21 protein-coding genes and 4 tRNA genes are annotated in these 26,580 nt (G+C 63.9%); 5 read left to right on the top strand and 20 right to left on the bottom strand.

Annotation, left to right across the window (positions count from 1 at the left end; all coding sequences use genetic code 11):
* Nucleotides 1–5: 5 nt before the first annotated feature.
* The 4 genes from ACT7DK_RS16530 to ACT7DK_RS16545 form a co-directional block, all read right to left on the bottom strand.
* The gene (locus tag ACT7DK_RS16530; protein ID WP_094040112.1) at nt 6–245 is read right to left on the bottom strand and encodes a YdcH family protein; all 240 of its coding nucleotides are present in this window, start codon (nt 243–245) and stop codon (nt 6–8) included.
* Nucleotides 246–276: 31 nt separating this feature from the next.
* Complete coding sequence (gene dusA / locus ACT7DK_RS16535) at nt 277–1,290, bottom strand: tRNA dihydrouridine(20/20a) synthase DusA (RefSeq protein WP_445401079.1); 1,014 nt, start codon at nt 1,288–1,290, stop codon at nt 277–279.
* A gap of 68 nt (nt 1,291–1,358) precedes the next feature.
* Complete coding sequence (locus ACT7DK_RS16540) at nt 1,359–2,852, bottom strand: GTPase family protein (RefSeq protein WP_445401081.1); 1,494 nt, start codon at nt 2,850–2,852, stop codon at nt 1,359–1,361.
* Nucleotides 2,833–3,948, bottom strand: coding sequence for a YcjF family protein (locus ACT7DK_RS16545; protein WP_445401083.1), 1,116 nt, complete (start codon nt 3,946–3,948; stop codon nt 2,833–2,835). Before ACT7DK_RS16545 ends, ACT7DK_RS16540 begins: the two co-directional genes overlap by 20 nt.
* 92 nt (nt 3,949–4,040) lie before the next feature.
* On the opposite strand from ACT7DK_RS16545, the gene zur reads away from it, so the two are divergent.
* Complete coding sequence (zur, locus tag ACT7DK_RS16550) at nt 4,041–4,490, top strand: zinc uptake transcriptional repressor Zur (protein WP_445401085.1); 450 nt, start codon at nt 4,041–4,043, stop codon at nt 4,488–4,490.
* A gap of 268 nt (nt 4,491–4,758) precedes the next feature.
* Entirely contained in the window at nt 4,759–5,637 is an 879-nt protein-coding gene (locus ACT7DK_RS16555) for a bile acid:sodium symporter family protein (protein WP_445401087.1), read from the top strand.
* 89 nt (nt 5,638–5,726) lie between these two features.
* On the opposite strand, the gene alr is transcribed toward ACT7DK_RS16555, so the two are convergent.
* Both alr and dnaB read right to left on the bottom strand, forming a co-directional pair.
* Nucleotides 5,727–6,815 (bottom strand): alanine racemase, encoded by a 1,089-nt coding sequence (gene alr / locus ACT7DK_RS16560; protein ID WP_445401089.1) that lies wholly within the window; start codon nt 6,813–6,815, stop codon nt 5,727–5,729.
* Between the two features lie 9 nt (nt 6,816–6,824).
* Complete coding sequence (gene dnaB, locus ACT7DK_RS16565; RefSeq protein WP_445401091.1) at nt 6,825–8,219, bottom strand: replicative DNA helicase; 1,395 nt, start codon at nt 8,217–8,219, stop codon at nt 6,825–6,827.
* Nucleotides 8,220–8,508: 289 nt separating this feature from the next.
* Here dnaB and ACT7DK_RS16570 point away from each other — a divergent pair, with 289 nt between their 5' ends.
* Nucleotides 8,509–9,357 carry a Tim44 domain-containing protein gene (locus tag ACT7DK_RS16570; RefSeq protein ID WP_445401093.1) on the top strand — a complete coding sequence of 283 codons (849 nt, stop codon included), beginning with the start codon at nt 8,509–8,511 and terminating at the stop codon, nt 9,355–9,357.
* A 155-nt stretch (nt 9,358–9,512) separates the two neighbouring features.
* Nucleotides 9,513–12,470 (top strand): EAL domain-containing protein, encoded by a 2,958-nt coding sequence (locus ACT7DK_RS16575; RefSeq protein ID WP_445401095.1) that lies wholly within the window; start codon nt 9,513–9,515, stop codon nt 12,468–12,470.
* A 49-nt stretch (nt 12,471–12,519) separates the two neighbouring features.
* On the opposite strand, the gene ACT7DK_RS16580 is transcribed toward ACT7DK_RS16575, so the two are convergent.
* From ACT7DK_RS16580 to ACT7DK_RS16635, 12 genes are all read right to left on the bottom strand, one after another.
* On the bottom strand, nt 12,520–13,650 hold the full coding sequence (locus ACT7DK_RS16580) for a sodium ion-translocating decarboxylase subunit beta (protein WP_445401097.1): 1,131 nt from the start codon (nt 13,648–13,650) through the stop codon (nt 12,520–12,522).
* Between the two features lie 9 nt (nt 13,651–13,659).
* Nucleotides 13,660–15,447 carry a sodium-extruding oxaloacetate decarboxylase subunit alpha gene (oadA, locus tag ACT7DK_RS16585; RefSeq protein WP_445401099.1) on the bottom strand — a complete coding sequence of 596 codons (1,788 nt, stop codon included), beginning with the start codon at nt 15,445–15,447 and terminating at the stop codon, nt 13,660–13,662.
* Between the two features lie 53 nt (nt 15,448–15,500).
* Entirely contained in the window at nt 15,501–15,749 is a 249-nt protein-coding gene (locus ACT7DK_RS16590; protein ID WP_094040500.1) for an OadG family transporter subunit, read from the bottom strand.
* A 279-nt stretch (nt 15,750–16,028) separates the two neighbouring features.
* Nucleotides 16,029–16,105: transfer RNA gene (locus tag ACT7DK_RS16595), tRNA-Arg, on the bottom strand.
* Nucleotides 16,106–16,125: 20 nt separating this feature from the next.
* Nucleotides 16,126–16,202 (bottom strand) — tRNA-Arg (locus tag ACT7DK_RS16600).
* Nucleotides 16,203–16,231: 29 nt separating this feature from the next.
* Nucleotides 16,232–16,308 (bottom strand) — tRNA-Arg (locus ACT7DK_RS16605).
* A gap of 5 nt (nt 16,309–16,313) precedes the next feature.
* Nucleotides 16,314–16,406, bottom strand: a tRNA-Ser gene (locus ACT7DK_RS16610).
* A 134-nt stretch (nt 16,407–16,540) separates the two neighbouring features.
* Complete coding sequence (gene csrA / locus ACT7DK_RS16615; RefSeq protein ID WP_445401102.1) at nt 16,541–16,732, bottom strand: carbon storage regulator CsrA; 192 nt, start codon at nt 16,730–16,732, stop codon at nt 16,541–16,543.
* Between the two features lie 178 nt (nt 16,733–16,910).
* Nucleotides 16,911–19,535, bottom strand: coding sequence for an alanine--tRNA ligase (alaS, locus tag ACT7DK_RS16620; protein WP_445401104.1), 2,625 nt, complete (start codon nt 19,533–19,535; stop codon nt 16,911–16,913).
* Between the two features lie 104 nt (nt 19,536–19,639).
* Complete coding sequence (locus tag ACT7DK_RS16625; protein ID WP_445401106.1) at nt 19,640–20,098, bottom strand: regulatory protein RecX; 459 nt, start codon at nt 20,096–20,098, stop codon at nt 19,640–19,642.
* A 45-nt stretch (nt 20,099–20,143) separates the two neighbouring features.
* Nucleotides 20,144–21,217 (bottom strand): recombinase RecA, encoded by a 1,074-nt coding sequence (gene recA, locus ACT7DK_RS16630; RefSeq protein WP_445401108.1) that lies wholly within the window; start codon nt 21,215–21,217, stop codon nt 20,144–20,146.
* A gap of 87 nt (nt 21,218–21,304) precedes the next feature.
* Entirely contained in the window at nt 21,305–21,778 is a 474-nt protein-coding gene (locus ACT7DK_RS16635) for a CinA family protein (RefSeq protein WP_445402384.1), read from the bottom strand.
* A gap of 143 nt (nt 21,779–21,921) precedes the next feature.
* Between ACT7DK_RS16635 and mutS the strand changes: the two genes are divergently transcribed.
* Nucleotides 21,922–24,507, top strand: a complete 2,586-nt coding sequence (mutS, locus tag ACT7DK_RS16640; RefSeq protein WP_445401110.1) for a DNA mismatch repair protein MutS — start codon at nt 21,922–21,924, stop codon at nt 24,505–24,507.
* 63 nt (nt 24,508–24,570) lie between these two features.
* Here mutS and rpoS read toward each other — a convergent pair whose 3' ends face one another.
* Both rpoS and ACT7DK_RS16650 read right to left on the bottom strand, forming a co-directional pair.
* On the bottom strand, nt 24,571–25,545 hold the full coding sequence (gene rpoS / locus ACT7DK_RS16645) for an RNA polymerase sigma factor RpoS (RefSeq protein WP_445401112.1): 975 nt from the start codon (nt 25,543–25,545) through the stop codon (nt 24,571–24,573).
* Between the two features lie 42 nt (nt 25,546–25,587).
* The gene (locus ACT7DK_RS16650) at nt 25,588–26,547 is read right to left on the bottom strand and encodes a LysM peptidoglycan-binding domain-containing protein (RefSeq protein ID WP_445401114.1); all 960 of its coding nucleotides are present in this window, start codon (nt 26,545–26,547) and stop codon (nt 25,588–25,590) included.
* Between the last annotated feature and the right edge of the window lie 33 nt (nt 26,548–26,580).

A 26,580-nucleotide genomic window follows, 5' to 3' on the forward strand; every position in this document is an offset into this window, starting at 1 on the left:
CTCGCTTACCCCTGGCCGTTGAGCAGCCGCTTGTAGATTTGATCCTTCAGCCGCAGTCGCTGCATCTTCAGCTCTTCGAAGTGTTCGTCCGCCACCGGCATGTTCCGGGACTCCAGCCCCGCTATCTGGTGGTCCAGCTTGTGATACTCGTTCGCCATCCGGGCAAACTCCGCATCCTGCTGTTTCAGCTCGTCTATCTTGTCCACGTATTCCGGAAATTCGATGGTCAAGGCGTGGTTTCCCATGGGCTTGGCTCCTTTGTTGGCTGAGGATGCCTTAACTATAGTCGACCACGGCCTCCGGTACCTTGGCCAGGGCCGCCTCCACCACCTCGGTGCCGGCGCCGGGCTTGTGGGCATTCTCGCTCAGGTGGCGGCGCCAGGCCCGGGCCCCCGGCAGCCCTTGGAAAATGCCCAGGGTATGGCGGGTGATGTTGCCGAGATAGGTGCCCCGGCCCAGTTCCCGCTCGATGTAGGGCAGCAGGTTGCGGATCACCTGGTGGCGGCTGGGTACCTCGCGGCCGTCGTTGAACAGGGCCGCATCCACCTGCGCCAGCAGGTAGGGATTCTGGTACACCTCGCGGCCGAGCATGACGCCGTCCAGGTGTTCGAGGTGCCCCCGGGCCTCGTCCAGGCTCTTGATGCCGCCGTTGATGGCGATGGTCAGGCCGGGGTAGTCCCGCTTTAGCCGGTAGACCCGCTCGTAGTCGAGGGGGGGGATCTCCCGGTTTTCCCGCGGGCTCAACCCCTTCAGCCAGGCCTTGCGCGCGTGCACTATCAGGCTGTCGGTGCCCGCCTCGATCAGCTGCTCCACCAGGGTGCAGAGAAAGGCGTAGCTGTCCTGCTCGTCGATGCCGATGCGGGTCTTTACCGTGACCGGAATGGCCACCTCGGCCTTCATCGCCGCCACGCAGTCGGCCACCAGGGCCGGCTCGGCCATCAGGCAGGCGCCGAACATGCCGTTTTGCACCCGATCCGAAGGGCAGCCCACGTTGAGGTTGAGTTCGTCGTAGCCGCGCTGCTCGGCCAACACAGCGCACCGGGCCAGGGCCGCCGGATCGCTGCCGCCCAGCTGCAGCACCAGGGGATGCTCCTCGGGGCTGAACGCCAGGTAGTCACCCTTGCCGTGCAGTATGGCGCCGGTGGTGACCATCTCGGTATAGAGCTGGGCATGCCGGCTCATCAGCCGGTGGAAATAGCGGCAGTGGCGGTCGGTCCAGTCCAGCATGGGGGCGACGGAGAAGCGGCCGCTGGCGAAGGGGAAGGTTCGGGTCGGGAAGTCTTGCGTCATGGGCACCGGTCATCAGTACAAAAATTAAGCGGCGAAGTATAGCGCAAAACCGCGCCCGTGGGGAGGCCTCAGCCGTCCCGGTACAGGCCCCACATCTGCCGGCCCAGGCGGCGCAAGCGGGCCAGCTGCTCGTTGAGGGCAGGGTTTGAAGCCCCCTGCCGGCGTCGGCCAAGCTGGGTCTGGATGGCGTCGTCGTGGGCGGCGACCAGCCGATCAAGCAGCGCTTCCAGTCCTTGCGGCGGCCGGCCCGGCGCCAGGCTCAGGGCCAGGGCCGCGTCCGCGCCCAGCAACTCGCGGTTGTAGTCCAGCGCTTCCCGAATGGCGGTGCCCTTGGCCGGATCCTCGGGCGGGGCCGGGACCGGGGGCAGCAGATCCACCTGGTTGACCAGGGCCAGCAGGGCCGGCGCCCGGCGGCCACGCTGCTCGGGTCGGGCGAGATGGGCCTCGAATGCCTGCTTCAGGGCCAGATCCGCCTGCCGGGCCGGCTGGTTGGCCTTCAGCAGCCAGAGCACCAGATCGCTGTCCGCCATCTGCCGCACCAGCCAGTCCTCGCTCGCCTCCGGGGTGGCGATGCCGGGGGTGTCGACCAGGTGCAGCAGCGGGATCCCCTCGAATTGGTAGTGGTAGACCTGCTTGCGCGCGGTGCTGGGCAGGGCGCTCACCTCCGCCACCGTGCGCCCGAGCAGGGCGTTGACCAGGGATGACTTGCCCGCGTTGGGCTGGCCCACCAGCAACACCCTGAGCGGGGCCGGGGCGTCGGCCAGATCCCGCTCGTCTTCCGCCAGGCGGGGATCCGGCGGCAGCTCCCGCTCGGCAAGCCGGAAGCGGCCGCCGTAGAGATCGATGGCCACCGCCGCCACCTCCGCCAGCAGGGCCTGCTTGAGCTGCAGTTGCAATTGCTCGCTCATGCCCTCGAACAGCTCGCCCAGTATCCGATCCCGGCCCGCCGCCACCCAGCCCTCGGGGGTCAGCAACCGCAACCAGCGGTAGGCGTCGTACCAGCGCCTGGCGGCGCGCAGCCGGCCCCGCTGCCGGTAGAGACCATGCAGCCGGTCCAGCCGCAGTTGCTCCACATAGGGCACATGATCCAGCAGGAAGCGACGATAGCGCCGGCTCACCTCCTCGGTCAGCAGCAGCAGCTCGGGCAGGGTAAAGGCCAGCTCGGCCTCTCTGCCCCCGGGGTGGTAATCGGCCGCCACCTGGCGGAACAGGGCCAGGCCGTGTTCCCGCAGCCTCGCCCATTCCGGCTCCTGGGCCAGCCGCTCCCGCCCCGTCACCAGCGCCCGCTGCCAGATTTCCCGCTCGAAGGCCGACCACTGGCCATCCGGCTCGGGCTGCCAGTCCGCCAGGGCCGGCAGCGGTTTCCGGCGTAGCAAAAGTAAAGGCAGGCAGGCCAGCAGCAGCAACAGCAAAAACCAGCCCCAGGCGCCGCGTTCGAACAGGTAGAGCGCGCCCAGCAGGCTGAGCACTACTACCGGCAGGGCGCCGCCCAGCAGCAGCCACCAGGGCAGGCCGGGCAGACGCCGGCGCAGCAGCCGGAAACTAGTGACGATGGGTTTCATGTTCGGCCGTGCTCCTGATGTCCTGCATCGCTTGATCAAAGCTGGCCCTGATGTCGCCGGCCACCACATCCTCGCCCCGGCTCAGGTGATACAGGTACTTGCAGGCGGCTCGCCCCAGGGCATAGGTGGTGGCGAAACTGATGGCGGCGGCGGTGGTGGCCCCCAGGGTCTGGCCGTAAACGGGAATGAACTTGATCAGCTGGCGCGCACCCAGGCGGGACAGGTAGTGGAGCGCGAAGCCGCCGCCCAGGGCGGCGGCGAACTCGGCGAAGCGCCGCCGGTCCCACTCCAGGCCGTAGTGGGCCGCCAGGCTGTGCAGCAGCTTGCCCTGGATGCCGGGCACCGCCACCAGGCCCACCGCCGGTAGGGCGTCGCAGGCGCCGGCGGCGCCCGCGTACCAGAGCAGTTCCCGGCGCAACAGGGCGAAGTTGTGCTGCTCCCGATCCCGGTGTTGGCGGTGCTCGAGCAGCTGCCGCGCTATCGGCAGCACGTCGGCCAGTTGCGCCAGCAAGGCCTCGAGGCCGAGCGCCTCCCCTGCCGACGCCAGATCCAGCTCGACCCGGGCCAGGGGCTGTCCCCAGGCCTGCTCCAGCAACTGCTGATGCCGGGCCACCGCCTGCCCGCGCTGGCGGGGATCGCCCACCAGCCCAAGGCCGGTGTGCACCGCCAGCAACTGGCCGATGCCCCCCTGGCGACGGATGTCCGCCAGGGCCTTGAGCAGGGCGCCCTGCTCGGGGTCGTCGGCACGCACCAGCGCCAGCAGCGCATGGCTGCGGCCCTGGCAGGCACGGATGTCCTCCGCCGGATCGTAACCCGCCTCGCCCAGGCCACGGGTGTCGAGAAAACGCAGCACAGGCCGGGCGGCGGGGAAATCGTAGCCGGCGGCGGTACGGGTACAGGGACGAAAGCCGTTGCCGACCTCGACCGCGCTGTCGCCGGTCAGGGCCCGGATCAGGGAAGACTTGCCCGCCCCCGTCTTGCCCAGCAGCCAGAGGGTGGGCAACTGCGTCTGGCGGGCCTGAAAGGCCGGGCTCAGCGCCGGATTGGGCTCCGGCGAGAGGGCGGCGTAGAGGCGTTTGAACAGATCCCCGGTCATATGGCTCCTCGCTGACTTTGCGTCCGGTCGCAGCCAAGGCGGCTGCGCCTGTGCTAAGATGCCCGCAAAGAACTTCAGGATATCCGTTTTCTATGACCGTGCAACGCCAGTTGGAGCAAGCCGAACGTTTATGCGCGCAGCGCGGGGTGCGCTTTACCCCCACCCGCCGCCATGTGTTTACCCTGATGGCCGAACACAAGGGCGCGGTCAGCGCCTATGAACTGCTGGACCGGCTCAAGGAGCTGGAGCCCAGCGCCAAGCCCCCCACCGTCTACCGGGCCCTGGACTTTCTGTTGTCCCAGGGCTTTGTGCACAAGGTGGAATCCCTCAACGCCTTCCTGTTCTGCGATCACTTCGCCGAACACCATCCCATGCAGCTGCTGATCTGCGATCGGTGCGGCCTGGTAATCGAGCTGCATGACGAGGCCATCAACCAGGCCTTCCGCCAGCAGGCCGAGCTGCATGGCTTCGCCATCACCAGCCAGTCCATCGAGGCCCACGGCCGCTGCCGTTCATGCCGGGCGGAAACCGCCGCCGGCTGATATGGTTGAGGCATCCGAAACCATAGAGGGGGTGAGCCGGCCTCAAAGCTGCGCGAGGTAAAACTGCGCTCTTCGCGGTACAAATACGAAGACAGCCAGGCTGACATCACCTTGCCCGCCTGGCAGGCCGCCTTCAGGTATTACCTGACATGGGATCCGGCCAAGGAGGAATTTATCCACCGCCGCGGCCCGGGAAGCTGATCGGGATCAGCGTGGCGGAATACCACCATGGTAGTATTCCCCCATTCTTTCTTTCCGGTACTCCACCATGGCCGAGCTGCTGACCACCCTGTTTCTGCCCCTGATGCTGGCGCTGATGACGCTGGTAATGGGCATGACCCTGGAACCCCGCCACTTCGCTCGCCTGTTGCGAATGCCGACCCCGCTGCTGCTGGGCCTGGGGATGCAATGGCTATTGCTGCCGCTGCTGGCCTGGCTGCTGATCTGGGCCCTGGCGCTGCCGCCACTGATCGCCGCCGCCGTCATCCTGGTGGCCGCCGCCCCCGGCGGGGCCACCTCCAACCTGTTCAGCTTCCTGGCCGAGGGCGACACCGCCCTGTCGGTCAGCCTGACCGCCTTCGTCGGCCTGCTGGCGCCTTTCTGGATGCCGCTGGCGGTGGCCACCCAGTTGCACTGGCTGGGCCAGGGCGGCACCGAACTGGCCCTGCCCCTGGGCAGCACCATGGCCCAGCTGGCGCTGATCTGCATACTGCCGGTGCTGGTCGGCATGGCCATTCGGGGACAATACCGGCGCTGGGTCGAGTGCCACCAGCCGAGGCTGAAGCAGGGGGTGAGCTTTTTATTTATGTTGGTGCTGCTGGCGCTGGTAGCGCGTAACCTCAAGCAACTGCCTTCCCTGTTCAGCACCGCGGCCCTGGCCATGCTGCTGCTGTGCAGCCTGGCCCTGGCCTGCGGCTACCTGGTCGCCCGCCTGGCCCAGTGTCCGGAAACGAGCTGCCGCAGCCTGGCCTTCGAGGTGGGCATCCAGAACGGCGCCACCGCCATACTGGTGGCCTACACCCAGCTCGGCTCGGACGCCCTGGCGATGCTGGCCCTGCTCTACGGCATCCTGATGAACATCCCCGCCCTGGCGCTGCTGGCCTGGTTCCGCCGCCGGGGAAGGATGGCGGTGCTGAGCGCACGATAAACGACAAGGCCGGCCCCTTCCGGGACCGGCCTTGTCTCAGCTTGATGACAACGTCGTCTGTGCCACAGGTATGGGCTGGCCGTCCATTATCAACCGATATATTCCAGCCTGGGCCGGGCGGTCATGCGGGTGACCAGTTCGTAGGCGATAGTGCCCACATGGCGGGCCACCTCTTCCGCCGCCAGGCCCTGGCCCCACAGCAGCACTTCGTCGCCTACCTTGTCGGTGGCGTCCGGCCCCAGATCGATGGTGGCCATGTCCATGGACACCCGGCCCGCCAGGGGCACCCGCCGGCCGTTCACCAGCACCGGGGTGCCGGGAGGCGCCATGCGCGGGTAGCCGTCGCCGTAGCCCACTGCTATCACCCCGATGCGGGTATCCCGCGGGCTGACCCAGGAGCCGGCATAGCCCACCGGCTCGCCGGCCTTGTGCTCGCGCACCGCGATCAGGGTGGTGGTGAAGTCCATCGCCGGACGCAGGCCGAAGTCGCTGCCCTGCCGGTCGCCGAAGGGGGTAATGCCGTACAGCATGATGCCCGGGCGGATATAGTCGGCATGGGCCTCGGGAAAGGCGATGACGCCGGCGGAGTTGCACAGGGCGGTGGCCTTCACCCGGCCCTTGGTTACCTGCTGGAAGCGGGCGATCTGGGACTCGGTCACAGCACGCTGCTCCGGCTCGTCGGCCCGGGCGAAGTGGGTCATGGCGTTGACCGGCTGCAGCACGGCGGCCACCTGCGCCAGGCGGGCGAATACCTCGTCGGCCTGCTCGGGGGCGAAGCCCACCCGGTGCATGCCCGAGTCGATCTTCACCCAGACGGTGACCGGCCTGGCCAGGGGCGTGCGCTCCAGGGTCTCGAGCTGGGCGAACTGGTGAATGCAGATATGGAAGTCGTGCCGGGCCGCGTATTCCAGCTGGGCGACGTTGAAAAAGCCCTCCAGCAACAGTATCGGCTGACGGATACCGCCGGCCCGCAGCTTTTGCGCTTCCTCGAACCGAGCCACCGCGAACAGCTCGGCCTCGTCCTTGAGGGCGGCGGCCACCGTCAGGTCGCCATGGCCGTAGGCATTGGCCTTGACCACGGCGATGGCCCTGGCACCCGGGGCCAGCTCTTTGGCTACCCGCAGATTGTGCCTGACCGCCTCCAGATTGATGCGGGCCACAGCCCCTCTTGCATCCATCTTTGCTCCTTAATAATCATCATCGAAATCCGGTCCGGCGTAGTTGTCAAAGCGGGAAAACTGCCCCTGGAACGTCAGCCGCACCTTGCCTATGGGTCCGTTACGCTGCTTGCCGATGATGATTTCCGCGATGCCCTTGTCCGGGCTGTCGTCGTGGTAGACCTCGTCCCGGTAGATAAACATGATGAGGTCGGCGTCCTGCTCGATGGAGCCCGACTCCCGCAGGTCCGAGTTCACCGGCCGCTTGTCGGCGCGCTGCTCCAGGCTGCGGTTGAGCTGGGACAGGGCCACCACCGGCACCTGCAGCTCCTTGGCCAGGGCCTTGAGCGAGCGGGAGATCTCGGCGATTTCGAGGGTTCGGTTGTCGGACAGGCTGGGGACCGTCATCAACTGCAGATAGTCCACCATGATCATGCTGATGCCACCGTGCTCGCGCGCCACGCGCCGGGCGCGGGAACGGACTTCGGTCGGCGTCAGGCCGGAGGAGTCGTCGATATAGAGCTGACCCTTTTCCAGCAGCATGCCCATGGTCGAGGACAATCTGGCCCAGTCTTCATCATCCAGCTGCCCGGTGCGTATGCGGGTCTGATCGATACGCCCCAGGGAAGCAAGCATCCGCATAATAATCTGCTCAGATGGCATTTCCAAGGAGAAGATGAGCGCAGGTTTGTCATTTGTCAGTGCAGCGTGCTCGCAAAGATTCATTGCAAAAGTGGTTTTACCCATGGAAGGTCGAGCCGCCACTATAATCAGGTCCGAAGACTGCAGTCCGGCAGTTTTTTTATCTAGATCCGTGTATCCGGTGGACACTCCGGTAATGCCCTGGTGGGGATTCTTGAACAGATCTTCTATGCGATCTATGGTCTTTTCGAGCAGCACCCTGAGCGGTTGTGGTCCCTCGTTGGCGCTGGTGCGACTCTCGGCGATCTTGAACACCTTGGTCTCGGCCAGATCCAGCAGATCGGCGGAGCTGCGCCCCTGGGGGTCGAAGCCGGCCTCGGCGATCTCGTTGGCCACGGCGATCATCTCCCGTACCACGGCCCGCTCGCGCACTATGTCCGCATAGGCGCCGATATTGGCGGCGCTGGGGGTGTTCTTGGCGATCTCCACCAGGTAGGAGAAACCGCCCACCGCGTCCAGCGCCTCGTGCCGCTCCAATTCTTCCTGCACCGTGATCAGATCGATGGGCTGGCCGGCCTGGCTCAGCCGCTGCATGGCCTGGAAGATCAGCCGGTGCGGCCGGCTGTAGAAGTCCGGCTCCGACACCTTCTCCGCCACCCTGTCCCAGGCGTTGTTGTCCAGCAGCAGGCCGCCCAGCACGGATTGTTCCGCTTCGAAGGAATGAGGCGGCATCTTGAGCTGGGCCACGGCCTGGTCGGTCTTGGCGGCGGTCTTTTCGGTCATCGGTGTTCTCTCGGTTTGCCAAAAGGCCATTATCGGGATTTTCGGTGGGCTCCGAAAGCCCCTTGGTGCCGGGCCGCGGCCACGCCGCCCGAAAGCAGCCTCGGGCGAGACCAGAATCGGGCAGGACATGTCAGGCGGCGGACAGCGCCCGATGGCCGGGCTTACCCGTGCTGCCCGGGAGTGTCAGGGCGTACCGCCCTGCAAAGCCGGGCTGCTGCCATAATCATCAGTTGACATAACATGTCCCTGCTTTAGGATGTTGCTTGTCTGTAACCCAAGGAAACCCTGTATGCGTAAACTTCTTGCCCTGTTTACCCTGATTTTCGCGGTCGGCCTCACCGCCACCGCCTTCGACGCCGAAGCCCGCAAGCTCGGCGGCGGCAGCCGTTCCGTCGGCAAGTCCTACCAGACCGCCCCCAGCCAGCCGGCCCAGCAGAATGTCAACCGTAACGCCACCAACCAGCCCCAGCAGCAACAGCCCAAGAAATCCGGCCTGATGGGCGGCCTGCTCGGCGGCCTGCTGGCCGGCGGCCTGTTCGCCTGGCTGCTCGGCTCCGGCGCCTTCGAAGGTTTCCAGTTCATGGACTTCCTGCTGTTCGCGGGCCTGGCCTTCGGCGCCATCATGCTGTTCCGTGCCCTGCGTGGCAGCAAGGCCCAGCCGCGCCAGCCGGCCTATAACGGTCCCCAGCGGTTCGAGGCGCCACAGCCGGCCCCCGTCGCCGGTGCCGCTTCCGGCTTTGCCGCCAGCGAGGTGCCCTTCAGCCTGCCTCCCGGCTTCGACATGCAGGCCTTCCTGCAGGGCGCCCGCGAGCACTACCGTACCCTGCAGCAGGCCTGGAACCAGAACGATCTGGAGAAGATCCGCGAGTACGTGTCGCCCGAACTGTTCGCCGAGCTGAGCCAGGAACGCGCCAGACTGGACGGTGAGCAACACACCGAAGTGATGTTCGTGGACGCCGAGCTGGTGCGCGCCGATCACACCTCCTATCAGGCCCAGGTCAGCATCAAGTTCAGCGGCCGCTACCGGGACAGCCACGAAGGCGTGGAGCAGGACATCCGCGAAGTCTGGCACCTGGAGCGTGACCTGACCCAGGCCAATGCCCCCTGGCTGGTCGTGGGTCTGGAAAACCAGGACTGAGTGACCAGATAACTCCCCCCACGAGGGCCGCCAAAAGCGGCCCTTTTCGATCTCCTTTCACCTTCCTTGCCGACGCCGAATAAATCACCGTTTATCTTTATGTAAAAATAAATTACTGTGTAGCCAGACTGTAAACATCATGTTGTGGTTATTCCGTGTCTGCATCCCGCTCTTCGCTCACCCCCGGCCAAACGGCCATTCATAACCTGCTGCTGGCCGGCGGCTATGCCGGCCTCGGCTTCCTCTGCCTCAGCCATCCCTTTGCCGGCACCCACATCAGTCTGATCTGGGCACCGGCGGGGCTGGCCTTCGCCGCGTTGCTGCGCTGGGGACCATGGCTCTGCCCCGGACTCTGGCTGGGCGCCTTCGCCGTCAATTTTCTGGCCGACCTGTCTGCCCCCATGGCCTTTGGCATCGCCTGCGGCAACACCTTCTTCCCCTGGCTGGGAAGCCGGCTGCTGCACCGCTGCGGGATGCACTGCCGCCTGGACCGGCGTCAGGATCTGCTGGCCTTCCTGGCGATCGCCGTGGTGGCGACCAGCTCGCTGACCGCCCTGAACGGGGCCGGCCATCTCTGGCTGGCCGGCAAGCTCCCCGCCGAGCGCTGGCTCAATGGCTGGCTGTACTGGTGGCTGGGCGATGCCATCGGCACCCTGATCGTCGCCGTGCCCCTGCTCACCTTCTCCTGGCGCCGCGACCTACCGGCCCTGAAAGGCTGGCGCCTGCTGGAAACCGGCGTCCTGCTGTCCCTACTGCTGGCCCTGGCCTTCCTGCTGTTCTTTTCCGAGCGCCGGATAGCACTGCCCCTGACCGCATCTCCCCTGCTGTTCCTCCCTTTCCTGCTGCTCAGCTGGATCGCCATTCGCGCCGGCCTGGGCCCCGCCTCCCTGGCGGCCCTCCTGGTCTCGATCATCGCCGCCATCGGCACTCTGGATGGACTGGGTGGCTTCAGCCTGGGCAGCCCCCACCAGAATCTGCTGATGTTGTGGAGCTACATGGCGACCCTGTCGGTGATCACCATGGTGATCACCGTGCTGCTCAACGAACTGACCACCAGTCGTCAACATCTGCAGCTGGCGGTCAGCGGCGCCGATCAAGGCACCTGGGAATGGGATCTGCTGCAGGATCGCCTGCAGGTTCGGCCGCCCTGGCAGGAGCGTCGCCGGGTCCTCAGCCTCGGCCAGTTGCACCACTTGGTCCATCCGGATGACAGGAGCCGGCTGACGAGTGCCCTGGAGCAGCATCTGGCCGCCGGCCACCCCGCCTTCTACTGCGAGTTCCGCCTGCGCCGGCCGCCCCGGCAATGGCGCTGGATCATGGCCAAGGGCAGCCTGTTCAGCCGTGACAACCGGCAACGACCGACCCGCATGGCCGGTATGCTGGCCGACATCACTCCTCGCAAGCAGGATGAAGAACGCCTGCGGCTCTCGGCCAGTGTCTTCGCCCACGCCCGGGAAGCCATCATGATCACCGATGCCGATTTCCGCATCCTGGATACCAACGACGCCTTCACCCGCCTGACCGGCTACCCCAAGCAGGAGGTGCTGGGGCGCAGCCCCGACAGCCTGCAGCCGGAAGCGGCGAATCTTTATACGGCTCTCTGGCCACAGCTGAAGATGAACGGCTACTGGCGAGGGGAACTCAGCAGCCTGCGCAAAGACGGCAGCCGCTACACCGAACAGCTTACCGTCTCCGCCGTGCTGTCGGCCGCCGGTACCGCGACCCATTACGTCGCCATCTCTTCCGATGTGACCCAGTTGCGGGAGCAACAGCAGGCCTTGGAGCACCTGGCCCACTACGACAGCCTGACCGGCCTGCCCAACCGTACCCTGCTGAGCAGGCTCATGAGCCAGGCGATGGCCGGCATTCATCAACGCGATCGGTGGCTGGCCATCTGCTATCTGGATCTGGACGGCTTCAAACCGATCAACGACAAATTCGGCCACGCCGCCGGCGATCGCCTGCTGGTGATGGTGGCCGACCGGCTCCGACAGCACTTGTGCGCGGCAGACACCCTGGCACGCCTCGGGGGCGACGAATTCATCCTGCTGCTCGGGCTGGGTGACAGCCGCAGCTGGCGTCCGGCCATCGAACGGCTGCTGCAACTGCTCGCGTCCCCTTTCCCGCTGGCAGAGCAATGGGTCCACCTTTCCGCCAGTGTCGGCGTCGTGCTGTATCCGGAAGACGGCGAGGACGTCGACGGCCTGATCCGCCAGGCCGATCAGGCCATGTACCGGGCCAAGCAGGCCGGTCGCAACCGCTACTGTCGCTTCGACAGCGAACTCGAACGCCAGGGCCAGGCACGCCGGCAGAGGCAAGAAGAAGTAACACAGTCCTTGGCCGAAGGTCGCTTCCTGCTCCATTACCAGCCCAAGATCGAGCTCCGCAGCGGCCACCTCGTCGGCGCCGAAGCCTTGCTGCGCTGGCGGCATCCCGACGGTCGCCTGCTCGCGCCGCCCTGCTTCCTGCCCCAGATCGAGAATTCGCCGCTCGACATTCAGATGGGCAACTGGGTCCTGGCGGAAGCCATCGGCCAGCTTCGCCGCTGGCAGCGACAGGGTGCCGACTTCAGCCTCAGCGTCAACATTTCCCCCTGCCAGTTGCAGGATCCCGATTTCGTGCCTTACCTGGAACGGCTGCTGGAGGGCGATAACGGAGCAGTGGCGGCCCGCCTGGAGCTGGAAATCCTCGAAACGGCGGCGATCAGCAACCTGGAGCAGATCACCGCCATCATCCACCGCTGTCACCGGCTGGGGCTTCGCATCGCCCTGGACGACTTCGGCACCGGCTATTCCTCCCTGACCTACCTGAAGCAGCTGCCGGCCGACGTGCTGAAGATAGACAAGAGTTTCGTCATCGACATGCTGGACAACCCCGAAGACAGGGCCATAGTGCAGGGCATCATCAGCCTGGCCCGGGCCTTCGAGCGCGAAGTGGTAGCGGAAGGCGTGGAATCGATCGAGCACGGCGACATGCTGCTCGCCCTGGGCTGTGGCCAAGGCCAGGGCTTCGGCATCGCCCGTCCCATGGCCGCCGCGGCATTCGAGCACTGGCTGCAACAATACCGCCCCCGACCCTACCGCCGGCAGCCGGCCCCGTCGCCAGGCCCATAATGCAAAAGGCGCCCGCAGGCGCCTTGTCTATTCAGGATAAGCGTTCGGCTCAGCCAACCAGTGCCAGCAGCACACCGGCCGCCACCGCCGAGCCCAGCACCCCGGCCACGTTGGGTCCCATGGCGTGCATCAGCAGGAAGTTCTGGTTGTTGGCCTCCAGGCCGAGCTTGTTGACCACCCGGGCCGCCATCGGCACCGCCGACACCCCGGCCGCGCCGATCAGCGGGTTGACCTTGCCGCCGGAGAGCTTGCACATCAGCTTGGCCATCAGCACGCCGCCGGCGGTACCGATGGAGAAGGCCACGGCACCCAGTGCCAGGATCCCCAGGGTATCCAGGGTCAGGAACTTGTCGGCGGACAGCTTGGAGCCCACCGCCAGCCCCAGGAAGATGGTGACGACGTTGATCAGCTCATTCTGAGCGGTCTTCGACAACCGGTCCACCACCCCGGATTCCTTCATCAGGTTACCCAGGCAGAACATGCCGATCAGCGGTGCCGCCGATGGCAGGAAGAGGATGGTCAGGGCCAGCACCATCAGCGGGAAGAACACTTTCTCCCGCTTGCTGACGTGGCGCAGTTGATCCATCCTGATCGCCCGCTCTTCCTTGGTGGTGAGCAGCCGCATGATCGGCGGCTGGATGATGGGCACCAGCGCCATGTAGGAGTAGGCCGCCACGGCGATGGCCCCCAGCAGATCCGGCGCCAGCTTGGACGCCAGGAAGATGGCGGTCGGGCCGTCCGCCCCCCCGATGATGGCGATGGCCGAAGCATCCGCCAGGGTGAAGTTGAATCCGGGCAGGAAGTTCAGGGCAATGGCGCCGAACAGGGTGGCGAAGATGCCGAACTGGGCCGCCGCCCCCAGCAACAGGGTCTTGGGGTTGGCGATCAGGGCACCGAAGTCGGTCATGGCGCCGACGCCCATGAAGATCAGCAACGGAAACACGCCACTGCCGATGCCGACTTCGTACACGTAGTACAGCAGGCCGCCGGGGTCGGCCATGCCCGCATTGGGGATGTTGGCCAGTACGCCACCAAAGCCGATGGGCAGCAACAGCAGGGGCTCGAAGCCCCTGGCGATGGCGAGATAGAGAAGGCCCAGGCCCACCACTATCATCACCAGCTGTTTCCAGTGGAAGTTGGCCAGGCCGGTTTCCAGCCACAGGGTCAGTAAAGAATCCATCACCGCTCCTCAGGCCAGGCTGACCAGGGGGTCGCCCACGGATACCGCGTCGCCTTCCTTGACCAGCACATCGGCGATCTGGCCGGCCCGGGCGGCACGCACCTCGGTTTCCATCTTCATGGCTTCCATGATCAGCAGCACGTCACCCGCGGCGACCTGGCTGCCTTTCTTGGCCACCACCTTGAAGATGTTGCCCGCCAGCGGTGCCGGCACGGCCTCGGCCGCGCCCGCCGGGGCGGCGGGGGCCACTGCCGCAACGGGCGCCACCGCACCGCTTTCCCGCACGGCGCTGATGCTGCCGGCGGGGCCCACTTCCACCTCGAACACCTGGCCGTCGACCTTGACCGCATAGACTTCGGGCGCGCCATTGGCGCTCCTGGCCGCGGCAGGTGCTGCCGGCTCGGGTTCGCTGCCCGGGGCCGGCTCGAAAGCGGCGGGATTGTCGCGGTTACGGATAAACTTGAGACCGATCTGCGGGAACAGGGCATAGGTCAGCACGTCGTCCACCTCGTCGGTGGCGACCCGCAGTTTTTCCTCTTTGGCCAGGCCCTGGAATTCGGCGGTCAGCTTGTCCAGCTCGTCGCTCAGCAGATCCGCCGGGCGGCAGCTGATGGGCTCGGCGCCATCCAGCACCCGTTTTTGCAGCTCGGCATTGACCGGGGCCGGGGCGGCGCCGTATTCGCCTTTGAGCACGCCGGCGGTTTCCTTGGTGATGCTCTTGTAACGCTCGCCGGTGAGCACGTTGATCACCGCCTGGGTGCCCACAATCTGGGAGGTGGGGGTGACCAGCGGGATAAAACCCAGGTCTTCCCGTACCCGCGGGATTTCCTGCAGCACTTCGTCCATCCTGTCGGCCGCCCCCTGCTCCTTGAGCTGGCTTTCCATGTTGGTGAGCATGCCGCCGGGCACCTGGGCCAGCAGGATGCGGGAGTCCACGCCCTTGAGGCTGCCTTCGAATTTGGCGTATTTCTTGCGGACTTCACGGAAATAGGCGGCAATCTCTTCCAGCTTGACCAGATCCAGGCCGGTATCCCGCTCGGTGCCTTCCACCATGGCCACCAGGGTCTCGGTGGGCGAATGGCCGTAGGTCATGCTCATGGAGGATATAGCGGCATCCAGCATGTCGATGCCGGCGTCGATGGCCTTCATATGGGTGGGCAGACTCAGGCCGGTGGTGGCGTGGCAGTGCAGCGCCAGGGGCAGCTTGACCGCCGCCTTGATGCTCTTGATCAGTTTCTCGGCTTCATAGGGCTTGAGCAGGCCGGACATGTCCTTGATACAGATGGAGTGGCAGCCCATGTCTTCCAGCTTCTTCGCCATCTCGACCCACATCTCCAGGGTGTGCACCGGTGACGTGGTGTAGGAGATGGTGCCCTGGGCGTGGCCGTCAACGGCAATGGTGGCCTTGATGGCGGTTTCCAGGTTGCGCACGTCGTTCATGGCATCGAAGATGCGGAACACGTCCATGCCGTTGGTGCGTGCTCGCTCGACGAACTTGTACACCAAGTCATCGGCATAGTGGCGGTAGCCCAGCAGGTTCTGGCCACGCAGCAGCATCTGCTGCTTGGTCTTGGGCATGGCCTTCTTCAGGGCGCGCAGGCGCTCCCAGGGATCCTCCCCCAGGTAGCGGATACAGGCGTCGAAGGTGGCGCCGCCCCAGGTTTCCAGGGACCAGTAGCCGATGTCGTCCAGCTTCTCGGCGATCGGCAGCATGTCTTCCAGGCGCAGGCGGGTGGCCAGGATGGATTGGTGGGCATCGCGCAGCACCACGTCGGTGATGGCAAGAGGTTTGGTCATATGACGAAGCTCCGTTAAGTTCCGTTTCCAGTTAGTCCATGTCTGAGCAGGGCTCAGCCTTTCTTATTGTTTTTGTATTGCTTGATGGCGGCGCTGATCGCGGCCAGTTTCTGCGGGCTCAGGCCCTGGGATGGGGTGGCCGGCATGGCGGCTGCGGCGGCCGGTCTGGGGGCCGGTTCGGCCGCCACCAGCGACAATAGCTTGACCGCGACTATGGTCAGCGAGAGGAAGGCGAATACGAACGCCATCCCCAAGCCCATCAGGCTGGCGGCATCAAGCAGTTGGGAAGAGACATTATCCATCAGCAGGCTCCTTGCTGTTTACTATCCGGCCAAGAGCATACCCAGCTTGAGGATACCTTGGCAATGTTACATCTTGAAAAATGTTGTAAAGATTACAAAAAAAACATGAGTCAAGCCACAAAACTCACATTTAAAGCCATAAATTAAGAATAAATATTCATAAATTGCCTGAGCAACGTGATTTGTATACAATAAAACAACAAGATGGCCACGTTATGGATACAAGAAAGGAAAATCGCGGGCGTAAAAAAACCGGCCTGAAGCCGGTTCTTTCCAAGGTGGCGCATCCGGGAGGATTCGAACCTCCGACCGCTCGGTTCGTAGCCGAGTACTCTATCCAGCTGAGCTACGGATGCAGATTGGTTTTAGTCTTAGATGGCGCATCCGGGAGGATTCGAACCTCCGACCGCTCGGTTCGTAGCCGAGTACTCTATCCAGCTGAGCTACGGATGCTTCTCTAAAAACTGACTTGCTTTTTAATATGGCGCATCCGGGAGGATTCGAACCTCCGACCGCTCGGTTCGTAGCCGAGTACTCTATCCAGCTGAGCTACGGATGCGTAAATGGCGGTGAAGGAGGGATTCGAACCCTCGATGCGGGTATAAGCCGCATACTCCCTTAGCAGGGGAGCGCCTTCAGCCTCTCGGCCACCTCACCGTGTTTGCGGGGCGTATATTACTGTGCGGCCAAAATAAGTCAAACACTTTTTCCAGACCTGACTTTTGTTCGAACACTCTTTAAACACAATGAGTTAAAAGCAGGCGATGCGAACAAAAAACGCCCCGATACGCTTAGTACTGGCCTTCCTGACCGGTGCCCTTCTCGGCCTGTATGCGCATGTAAATCTCTTCTCGGTGCACAGACACTTCCTTCGGTGCATTGACGCCGATACGTACCTGGTTGCCTTTCACGCCCAGCACGGTCACGGTGACTTCGTCACCAATCATCAGGGTTTCCCCTACTCTACGAGTCAAAATCAGCATCTGGCTGCTCCTGTCTAATCTATGTAATAGTCGAAAATGTTATTTATTATCCGATAAAGGTACTAAAAAACCTAGCTTTTCCCCTTCATACAGATGGGGTGGCCGGGCCACTAAATCAAGAGGCCTGTCATAGACAGGCCTCTTTTTATTTCGGTCAGGGCATCTCCGCTGAATGATATTATAGCCGCTCTGTCAACCAGGGCGTGACCGAGGCCAAGGCAGCCGGCAGCTGTGCCGGCTCGGTTCCCCCCGCCTGGGCCATGTCGGGACGCCCCCCCCCCTTGCCGCCCACCTGCTGGGCCACCAGGTTGACCAGCTCGCCGGCCTTGACCTTGCCGGTCAGATCCTTGGTCACCCCGGCGATCAGGCTGACCTTGCCGTCGGCCACGGTTGCGAGCACCACCACGCCGGACTGCAGCTTGGCTTTAAGGTCGTCCAGGGAGCCACGCAGAGACTTGGCATCCACCCCTTCCAGGTTGGCCACCAGCACCTTGGTGCCGTTCACCTCTGTGACCTGTTCCAGCAGGGAAGCGCCCGCATGGGCGGTGAGCTTGGCCTTCAGCTGTTCGATCTCCTTCTCGAGCTGCCGGCTGCGATCCAGCACCTGCCGGACCTTGGCGGACACCGAAAACAGGTCTCCCTTGACCAGGCCGGCGGCCTGGGCCAGCTCGTGGTCCAGCTGATGCAGGTAGGCCAGGGCGGCGTCGCCGGTCACCGCCTCGATGCGACGGACACCGGCGGCGATACCGCTTTCGGACAGGATCTTGAACAGGCCGATGTCACCGGTGCGCCGCACATGGGTACCGCCACACAACTCGGTGGATGCTTCACCCATGATCACCACCCGCACCTCGTCGTCGTATTTCTCGCCGAACAGCGCCATGGCGCCGGCCCCCTTGGCGGCGTCCAGGTCCATCAGTTCGGTGGACACCGCGTGGTTGGCCCGGATTTCCTTGTTGACCATGTCCTCGACTTCCCGGATTTCCTGGGCGCTCATCGCCTCCAGGTGGGAAAAGTCGAAGCGCAGCCGATCCGGGCCGACCAGGGAGCCTTTCTGGATGACGTGATCACCCAGCAGCCTGCGCAGGCAGGCGTGCAGCAGGTGGGTCACCGAGTGGTTCAGGGCCGTGGCCTGGCGACGTTGGCTGTCGACGGCGGCGGTGACTTCCTCGCCCACTTCCAGGGTGCCCAGCTCCAGATAGCCCAGATGCAGTATGCCGTTACCGGCCTTCTGGGTGTCCTTGACCACGAACAGGCCGTCGTCCATCTTGATGACGCCGATATCCCCCACCTGGCCGCCGGATTCGGCGTAGAAGGGGGTCTTGTCCAGCACCACGGCGGCTTCCTCACCGGCGATCAGGGCAGGTACCGGTTCCCCGTCCTTGAACAAGGCGGTCACCCGGGCCGGCTCGGCCAGGTGCTGGTAACCGGTGAAGTCGGTCTGGCCGTCCACCTTGATCACCCTGGAATAATCCACCCCGAAGTTGGAGGCTTCCTTGGCCCGCTCCCGCTGCTGCTGCATCAGGGTTTCGAAGCCGGCTTCGTCGATGCTGATGTCCCGATCGCGCAGCACGTCTGCGGTCAGGTCCGCCGGGAAGCCGTAGGTGTCGTACAGCTTGAATACCACCTCGCCCGGCAGTACCTTGGCGTCACCCAGGGTATCGAGAGCTTCCTCCAGCAGTTGCAGACCCCGATCCAGGGTGCGGGCGAACTGCTCTTCTTCCAGGCGCAGCACCTTCTCGATGATGGCCCGCTGGCTGTTCAGCTCCGGGTAGGCGTCGGACATCTGCTCGCACAGGGCCCCGACCAGGGTATAGAAGAAGGCTTGTTCGGCACCCAGCTTGCGGCCATGACGCACGGCGCGACGGATGATACGGCGCAGCACATAACCCCGGCCCTCGTTGGATGGCATAACACCGTCGGCGATCAGGAAGGAGCAGGAGCGAATATGGTCGGCGATCACCCGCAGGGACTTGTTGTCCAGATCCTGGGTACCCACCGCCTTGGCGGCCGCCTGGATCAAGGCCTGGAACAGGTCGATCTCGTAGTTGGAGTGCACCCCCTGCAGTATGGTGGCGATCCGCTCCAGGCCCATGCCGGTATCCACCGACGGCTTGGGCAGCGGCTCCATGGTGCCGTCCGCATGGCGGTTGAACTGCATGAACACCAGGTTCCAGATCTCGATGTAGCGGTCGCCGTCCTCTTCCGGGCTGCCGGGAGGGCCACCCCAGATCTCAGGGCCGTGATCGTAGAAGATCTCGGTGCAAGGACCGCAGGGACCGGTGTCCCCCATGGTCCAGAAGTTGTCGGAAGCATACTTGGCCCCCTTGTTGTCGCCGATGCGCACTATGCGCTCGGCGGGCACCCCTATCTCCTTGGCCCAGATATCGAAGGCTTCGTCGTCGGTGGCGTAGACGGTGACCCAGAGCTTGTCCTTGGGCAGCTTGACCACCCCGGTCAGGAATTCCCAGGCGAAGCGGATGGCGTCCCGCTTGAAATAGTCGCCAAAACTGAAATTGCCCAGCATTTCGAAAAAGGTATGGTGACGCGCGGTATAACCCACGTTCTCCAGATCGTTGTGCTTGCCGCCGGCACGCACGCAACGCTGGGAGCTGACCGCCCTGTTATAGGCCCGCTGCTCCAGCCCCAGGAACAGGTCCTTGAACTGGTTCATGCCGGCGTTGGTGAACAGCAGGGTGGGATCATTGTGGGGCACCAACGAGCTGGATGCTACCACCTGGTGGCCCTGCTGGCGGAAATACTCGAGAAACGCGCTGCGTAACTCAGATGTGGTCATCTGCATGGATAATCCTGTTTATTGCTGGGGTTCATAGGCGTTGACCCGGATAATTTAAAAGGTATCCGGGCCAATGTAAAACGCGCCTTGCGGTGGCAGCGGAGAAAGCGTTACTCCGAGTCGGCTTCCAGGGCGTGACGGATATGTTCGGGGCCGAACCCCCTCGCCTGCAGGTACCGTATGCGCCTGGCCTTTTCCTTGATATCCAGCCGGCCGGCCGGCATGAATCTGGCGCGGTAGCAGAGTTCGGCCAGTTCGAACCAGTCGGCTGCGGCTTCTGCCAGGGCTCGCTCGATATCGGACGGGCCGATGCCCTTGCGTTGCAACTCGGCGCGGATGCGCAGGGGGCCGTGCTTCTTCAGGATATGCTGGCGTACCTGCACCGTTGCGAAGCGTTGCTCTTCCAACCAGTGCTGCTGCTCCAGCCGGTTCAGCGCCTGCTCTATGAGGGCTGGCTCAAAACCGCGCTGGCGCAGCTTTTGGGCCAGCTCCCGCCGGCTATGATCCCGGCGAGACAGGAGTCGCAGGGCGCAATCCCACAGTTGTTGTGGGCCAAGACTGGGTTCCATGCTGACCTTGCCAAAACAAAGGCCGGGATTGTCCCGGCCTGAGGGTTAAAAATCGTCGCTGTTGCCGTCCGGTCCGTCCAGCTCGGCCACGGTTTCATAATCCCGCTCACCGTTGTCTTCTTTGGCGGCCGCGGGCGTCAGCAGCAGCTGGCGCAGTTGTTGCTCGATTTCACCGGCAATATTCTTGTTCTCCAGCAAAAACTTGATGGAATTGGCCTTGCCCTGGCCGATTTTGTCGCCCTTGTAGCTGTACCAGGCTCCCGCCTTCTCAACAATCTTGTGCTTGACGCCCAGTTCTATCAGCTCCCCTTCCTTGGAAATACCGGCGCCGTACATGATCTGGAACTCGGCCTGCTTGAAGGGGGGTGCCACCTTGTTCTTGACCACCTTGACCCGGGTTTCGTTGCCCACCACCTCGTCTCCTTCCTTGATCGCGCCGATACGGCGGATATCGAGGCGCACCGAGGCGTAGAACTTGAGGGCGTTACCACCGGTGGTGGTTTCCGGACTGCCGAACATGACGCCTATCTTCATGCGGATCTGGTTGATGAAGATACAGAGACAGTTGGCACTCTTGATATTCGCGGTCAGTTTGCGCAGCGCCTGGGACATCAGCCGGGCCTGCAGGCCGACATGGGAGTCTCCCATTTCGCCTTCGATTTCGGCACGGGGGGTCAGCGCCGCTACCGAGTCGACGATGATGACGTCGACGGCACCGGAACGCACCAGCATGTCGCAGATCTCCAGCGCCTGCTCCCCGGTATCCGGCTGGGACACCAGCAGATCGTCCACGTTCACCCCCAGCTTGCCGGCATAAACCGGGTCCAGCGCATGCTCGGCATCGACGAAGGCGCAGACCTTGCCCTGACGCTGGGCTTCGGCGATCACCTGCAGGGTGAGGGTAGTCTTGCCGGAGGACTCGGGACCATAGATTTCGACGATACGGCCGGTGGGCAGGCCACCGATGCCCAGGGCGATGTCCAGGGACAGGGAACCGGTGGAAATGGCTTCGACATTCAAAGCTTTGTTGTCACCCAACCGCATGATGGAGCCTTTGCCAAACTGCTTTTCAATCTGGCCCAGGGCGGCGGCCAAGGCTTTTTCTTTGTTCTGATCCATGAGGTGCTCCCCTGAATGAATGCTGATTCGTCGTCGATAATGTTAAGGATGAGTATACTGGTTATTCGTACAGTATCAAGTGCGGTTTCACGCCAGCAGCGCCAGGCAGTCTTCCAGGGCGGCGATGACGGTCTGCCGGCGCACGGCGAGGCGATCACCGCCAAGCCGCAGCAGACGGCAACCCAGGCGGTCGGCAGGCGCCAGGTAACAGGCCAACCAGACGGTACCCACCGGCTTGTCCGGGCTGCCGCCACCAGGGCCGGCCACACCGCTGACCGCCACCGCAAGGCCGGCGCCGGAATGCGCACAGGCCCCCCTGGCCATGGCCGTCACCACCTCCTGGCTCACGGCCCCGTGGCGTTCGATAAGTTCGGGGGCCACTCCCAACATCTCGCTCTTGGCGGCGTTGGAGTAGGTGACGAAGCCCCGGTCGAACCAGGACGAACTACCGGCGATGTCGGTAACGGCACTGGCGATACCGCCCCCGGTGCAGGATTCGGCGGTCGCCATCATCAGCTTGTGGTGCAACAGGGCATCGCCCAGTTGCCGTGCCAGTATCATGCTGTCCAAGGCCCTCTCCCCGGGTCATGTGCTCAAGCCAATATGCTGGTATTATGCCGACCCGGGCCGGCTGCGCCAACGCCTATCGCCCGCCCGGGGCACCAGAGCACTCCTCATAAAAAGATAAGGCATTGATTTAGGTTATGAATCAAGACAGAACCCAACACACGCCCATGATGCAGCAATATCTCGCCCTCAAGGCCCAGCATCCGGACATACTGCTGTTCTACCGCATGGGGGATTTTTATGAGCTGTTCTACGACGATGCCAAGAAGGCGTCCCGGCTGCTGGATATCTCCCTCACCAAGCGCGGTCAGTCGGCCGGCACCCCCATCCCCATGGCGGGTGTGCCCTACCACGCGGTGGAAAACTACCTGGCCCGGCTGGTCCAGCTGGGAGAATCGGTGGCCATCTGCGAACAGATAGGCGACCCGGCCACCAGCAAGGGGCCGGTGGAGCGGCAGGTGGTGCGCATCGTCACCCCCGGCACCCTGTCCGACGAGGCCTTGCTGAGTGAACGCCAGGACAACTGCCTGGCGGCCATCTACCACGACGGCCAGCAGTTCGGTTATGGCATTATCGACGTCAGTACCGGCCGCTTCGTGGTCAACCAATTCCGTGAAGAAGAGGATCTGCTCGCCGAGCTGCAGCGCACCCAGCCCGCCGAGCTGCTGTATCCGGAAGGCTTCGGCTGGTTCCATCTTATCGAACAGCGCAGGGGACTGCGCCGCCGTCCCGAATGGGAGTTCGATCTGGGCACAGCCCGCCACCTGCTGTGCCAGCAGTTCGGCACCCGGGATCTGGTCGGCTTCGGGGTAGAGCAGTCCGCCACCGCCCTCTGCGCCGCCGGCTGCCTGCTGCAATATGTCAAGGACACCCAGCGCACCGCTCTGCCCCATATCAACGGCATTCGCCTGGAACGCAGCCAGGACATGGTGATCATGGACGCGGCCACCCGCCGCAACCTGGAGCTGACCCTCAACCTGTCCGGCACCCAGGAAAATACCCTGGCGGAGGTGCTGGACTACACCGCCACCCCCATGGGCAGCCGCCTGCTGAAACGCTGGATCCACCAGCCCAGCCGTGATCTCCGGGAGCTGCACCGGCGCCAGGACATCATCGCCACCCTGATGGAGCAGGGCCGCCATGAGGAGCTGCGTCCCCTGCTGCGCCAGGTGGGCGACATGGAGCGGGTGTTGGCTCGGCTGGCGCTGCGCTCGGCCCGCCCCCGGGATCTGAGCCGGCTGCGCGCCGCCCTGCAGGCATTACCTGAGCTCCAATTGGTACTTGCCGAGGCCTCACCCTCCTGCCTGGATCCCCTGGCCGAAGGCATCGGTCTGTTTCCGGAACTGGCGGATCTGCTGGAACGGGCCATCATCGACAACCCGCCGGTGGTGATCCGCGATGGCGGCGTGATCCGCGACGGTTTCAGCCCCGAGCTGGACGAGCTGCGCGAGCTGGCCGCCGGCGCCCACCGTTACCTGGAAGAGCTGGAGGCCCGGGAAAAGGCCGCCACCGGTATCCATACCCTCAAGGTGGCCTACAACAGGGTGCACGGCTTCTATATCGAGGTGAGCCGGGCCAGCGCCCACCAGGTGCCGGTGCACTACGTGCGCCGCCAGACCCTGAAGAACAACGAACGCTACATCATCCCCGAGCTGAAAGAGTACGAAGACAAGGTACTTAACGCCCAAAGCAAGGGACTGGCGCTGGAGAAGAAGCTCTACGACAGTCTGCTCGACCGGCTGCTGAAACATTTGGGGCCCCTGCAACAGAGCGCGGCGGCGCTGGCCCGGGCCGATGTATTCGCCAACCTGGCCGAGCGGGCCGAAAGCCTGAACTATTGCCGGCCGGAGCTGATCGACGATGACATCATCGAGATCGAGGAAGGACGCCACCCGGTGGTGGAGCAGGTCATGAGCGAGCCCTTTATCGCCAACCCCCTCGGCCTGTCGGAAAATCGCAAGATGCTGGTGATCACCGGGCCAAACATGGGGGGAAAATCCACCTATATGCGGCAGACGGCGTTGATCGTGCTGATGGCCTATATCGGCTCCTTCGTGCCGGCGCAACGGGCCAGGATCGGCCGGGTGGACCGCATCTTCACCCGTATCGGCGCCTCCGACGACCTGGCCTCGGGCCGCTCCACCTTTATGGTGGAGATGACCGAAACCGCCAACATCCTCAACAACGCCAGCCGCCACAGCCTGGTGCTGATGGACGAGGTCGGCCGCGGCACCAGCACCTACGACGGCCTGGCCCTGGCCTGGGCCTGCGCCGACGCCCTGGCCAACCGGCTGCACGCCTATACCCTGTTCGCCACCCATTATTTCGAGCTGACCGAGCTGGCCGGGCTCTGGCCCGGGGTCGCCAATGTGCATCTGGATGCGGTCGAGCACCAGGACGGTATCGCCTTTATGCACGCGGTGCAGGAAGGCGCGGCCAGCCGCTCCTACGGCCTGCAGGTGGCCGCCCTGGCGGGGGTACCCAGGCCGGTGCTGGCACTGGCCAGGCAGAAGCTGGCCGAACTGGAGCAGGACCATCAGCCGCCGGCCGCCCAGCCCCGGGCACAGCGGGATATCCAGCCCTCGCTGCCCCTGTTCGATGCCGAGCCGGATCCGGCCCTGCTGCTGCTCGACGAACTCCAGCCGGACGAGCTGAGCCCGCGCCAGGCCCTGGAGCTGCTGTACCAGTTGAAGCAGGCGCGGCGTGAGGCGTCAAAAGCATAAAGAAACGGCGGCAGAAACAAGGTTTCCGCCACCGTTTCTTTGAGGTCGTGCCTTGGTGGTTTATCAGTCGCTATGGAACAGGGTATCGATGGACAACCCCTGCTGGGTCAGGATTTCCTTCAGCCGGCGCAGGGCCTCCACCTGGATCTGCCGTACCCGCTCTCGGGTCAGGCCGATTTCCCGGCCCACGTCTTCCAGGGTCGAAGCCTCATAGCCGAGCAGGCCGAAGCGCCGGGCCAACACTTCCCGTTGCTTGGGATTGAGCTCTTCCAGCCAGTGCACCAAGCTCAGGCGCATGTCGTCTTCCTGGGTCTCGGTTTCCGGATCCGTGTCGCGCTCGTCGGTGATCACATCGAGCAACGCCTTGTCGCCGTCGCCACCGATGGGGGTATCCACCGAGCTGATCTTCTCGTTCAGCTTGAGCATACGGGACACATCGTCGACCGGTTTGTCGAGGGCCTCGGCAATTTCTTCGGCAGTGGGCTCGTGATCCAGCCGGTGAGCCAGTTCACGAGCGGTGCGCAGGTAAACGTTGAGCTCTTTCACCACGTGGATGGGCAGGCGGATGGTGCGGGTCTGGTTCATGATGGCCCGCTCTATGGTCTGGCGGATCCACCAGGTGGCATAGGTGGAAAAACGGAAACCACGCTCGGGGTCGAACTTCTCCACCGCCCGGATAAGCCCGAGGTTGCCCTCTTCGATCAGATCCAGCAGGGCCAGGCCCCTGTTGTTGTAACGACGGGAAATCTTGACCACCAACCGCAGGTTGGATTCGATCATCCGTTTACGGGCGGCGAGATCGCCGCGCAGGGCACGGCGGGCATAGTGGACTTCCTCCTCTGCGGTCAGCAGCGGAGAAAACCCGATTTCACCCAGGTACAACTGGGTAACGTCCAGGGTACGTTGACTGGGGGCGCTGAGGATTTCTTCTTCCTGAATACTTTCCTGCTCGTCGCTGTCGGCCGCGATCGCCTCCAGTTCAACATCAGCATCAAAATCCACGTCATCATCGTGGACGATGTCTTTGCTATGACTCATGGCAGTTCTCCCTAAATCCGGGTACTACCTGACTCCCGGTGTCTATCGCTTTGGCAGATATCGCATCGGATCAACCGATGTCCCCTGATACCGGATCTCGAAATGCAACCGGACATCAGAAGTGTCACTGCTACCCATATCCGCTATGTGCTGACCCGCACTCACCGCTTCCTGCTCCTTGACCCGGAGCACTTCGTTGTGAGCGTAGGCGGACAAGTAATCATCATTGTGTTTGATGATGATCAGATTGCCGTAACCACGTAGCGCATTCCCTGCGTAAACTACCTTACCTGCAGAAGCTGCCTTGATGGCCTGACCCCTGCTCCCCCTGATATCAATCCCTTTATTGCCGGTTTCGGCCAACGAGAACCCGGAGATAATGGGTCCCTGGGTCGGCCATTGCCAGACGATAGCGGTATTGACAGCGGCGTTTTTTTGTACTTTGGAACCAGCGTATGCTTTTCCTTGAGCGGGTGCAAGAGGCTTCTCCACTTTTGGCGGCGTGCTCGTACCAGCCGGTTTGGCTCCCGTCGCAACCGCAGACGGCCGGGCGGCTGGCGCCCGTGAAGAAGGCGTCGCGGGTACCGGCTTGGGCGGCGCCGATGGCTCGGTGCGCAGGGTCAGCGGTTGCCCCACATAGATGCGATAAGGTGGCGTCAGGCTGTTCAGGGTGGCCAGGTCCGCCACCGAATGACCAGTCTTGCGGGAGATGGCGCTCAAGGTATCCCCCCGTTGCACCCGGTAGAAGGTACGCCTGCCGCCGGGTACATCCAGGCGCAGTACCTGTCCGACATAGATGTTGTAAGGCGGCCGGATATTGTTATGGCGGGCCAGGGTGGGTACATCGGTCCCGGCCTGCCAGGCGATGGAATAGAGGGTGTCTCCCCGCACCACGGTATGGGTACGGCCGTCGGCCTGCGCCGGGGGACGGGGGCCCACCCCCGAGACGGGGGCCGGACGGGAGGCGGAGCAGGCGGTCAACAGGGCGAGCAACGCCAGCATGACGCCTAACAGCCCGATGCTTCCGCCCCGCCT

The organism is Zobellella sp. An-6, assembly GCF_052487945.1.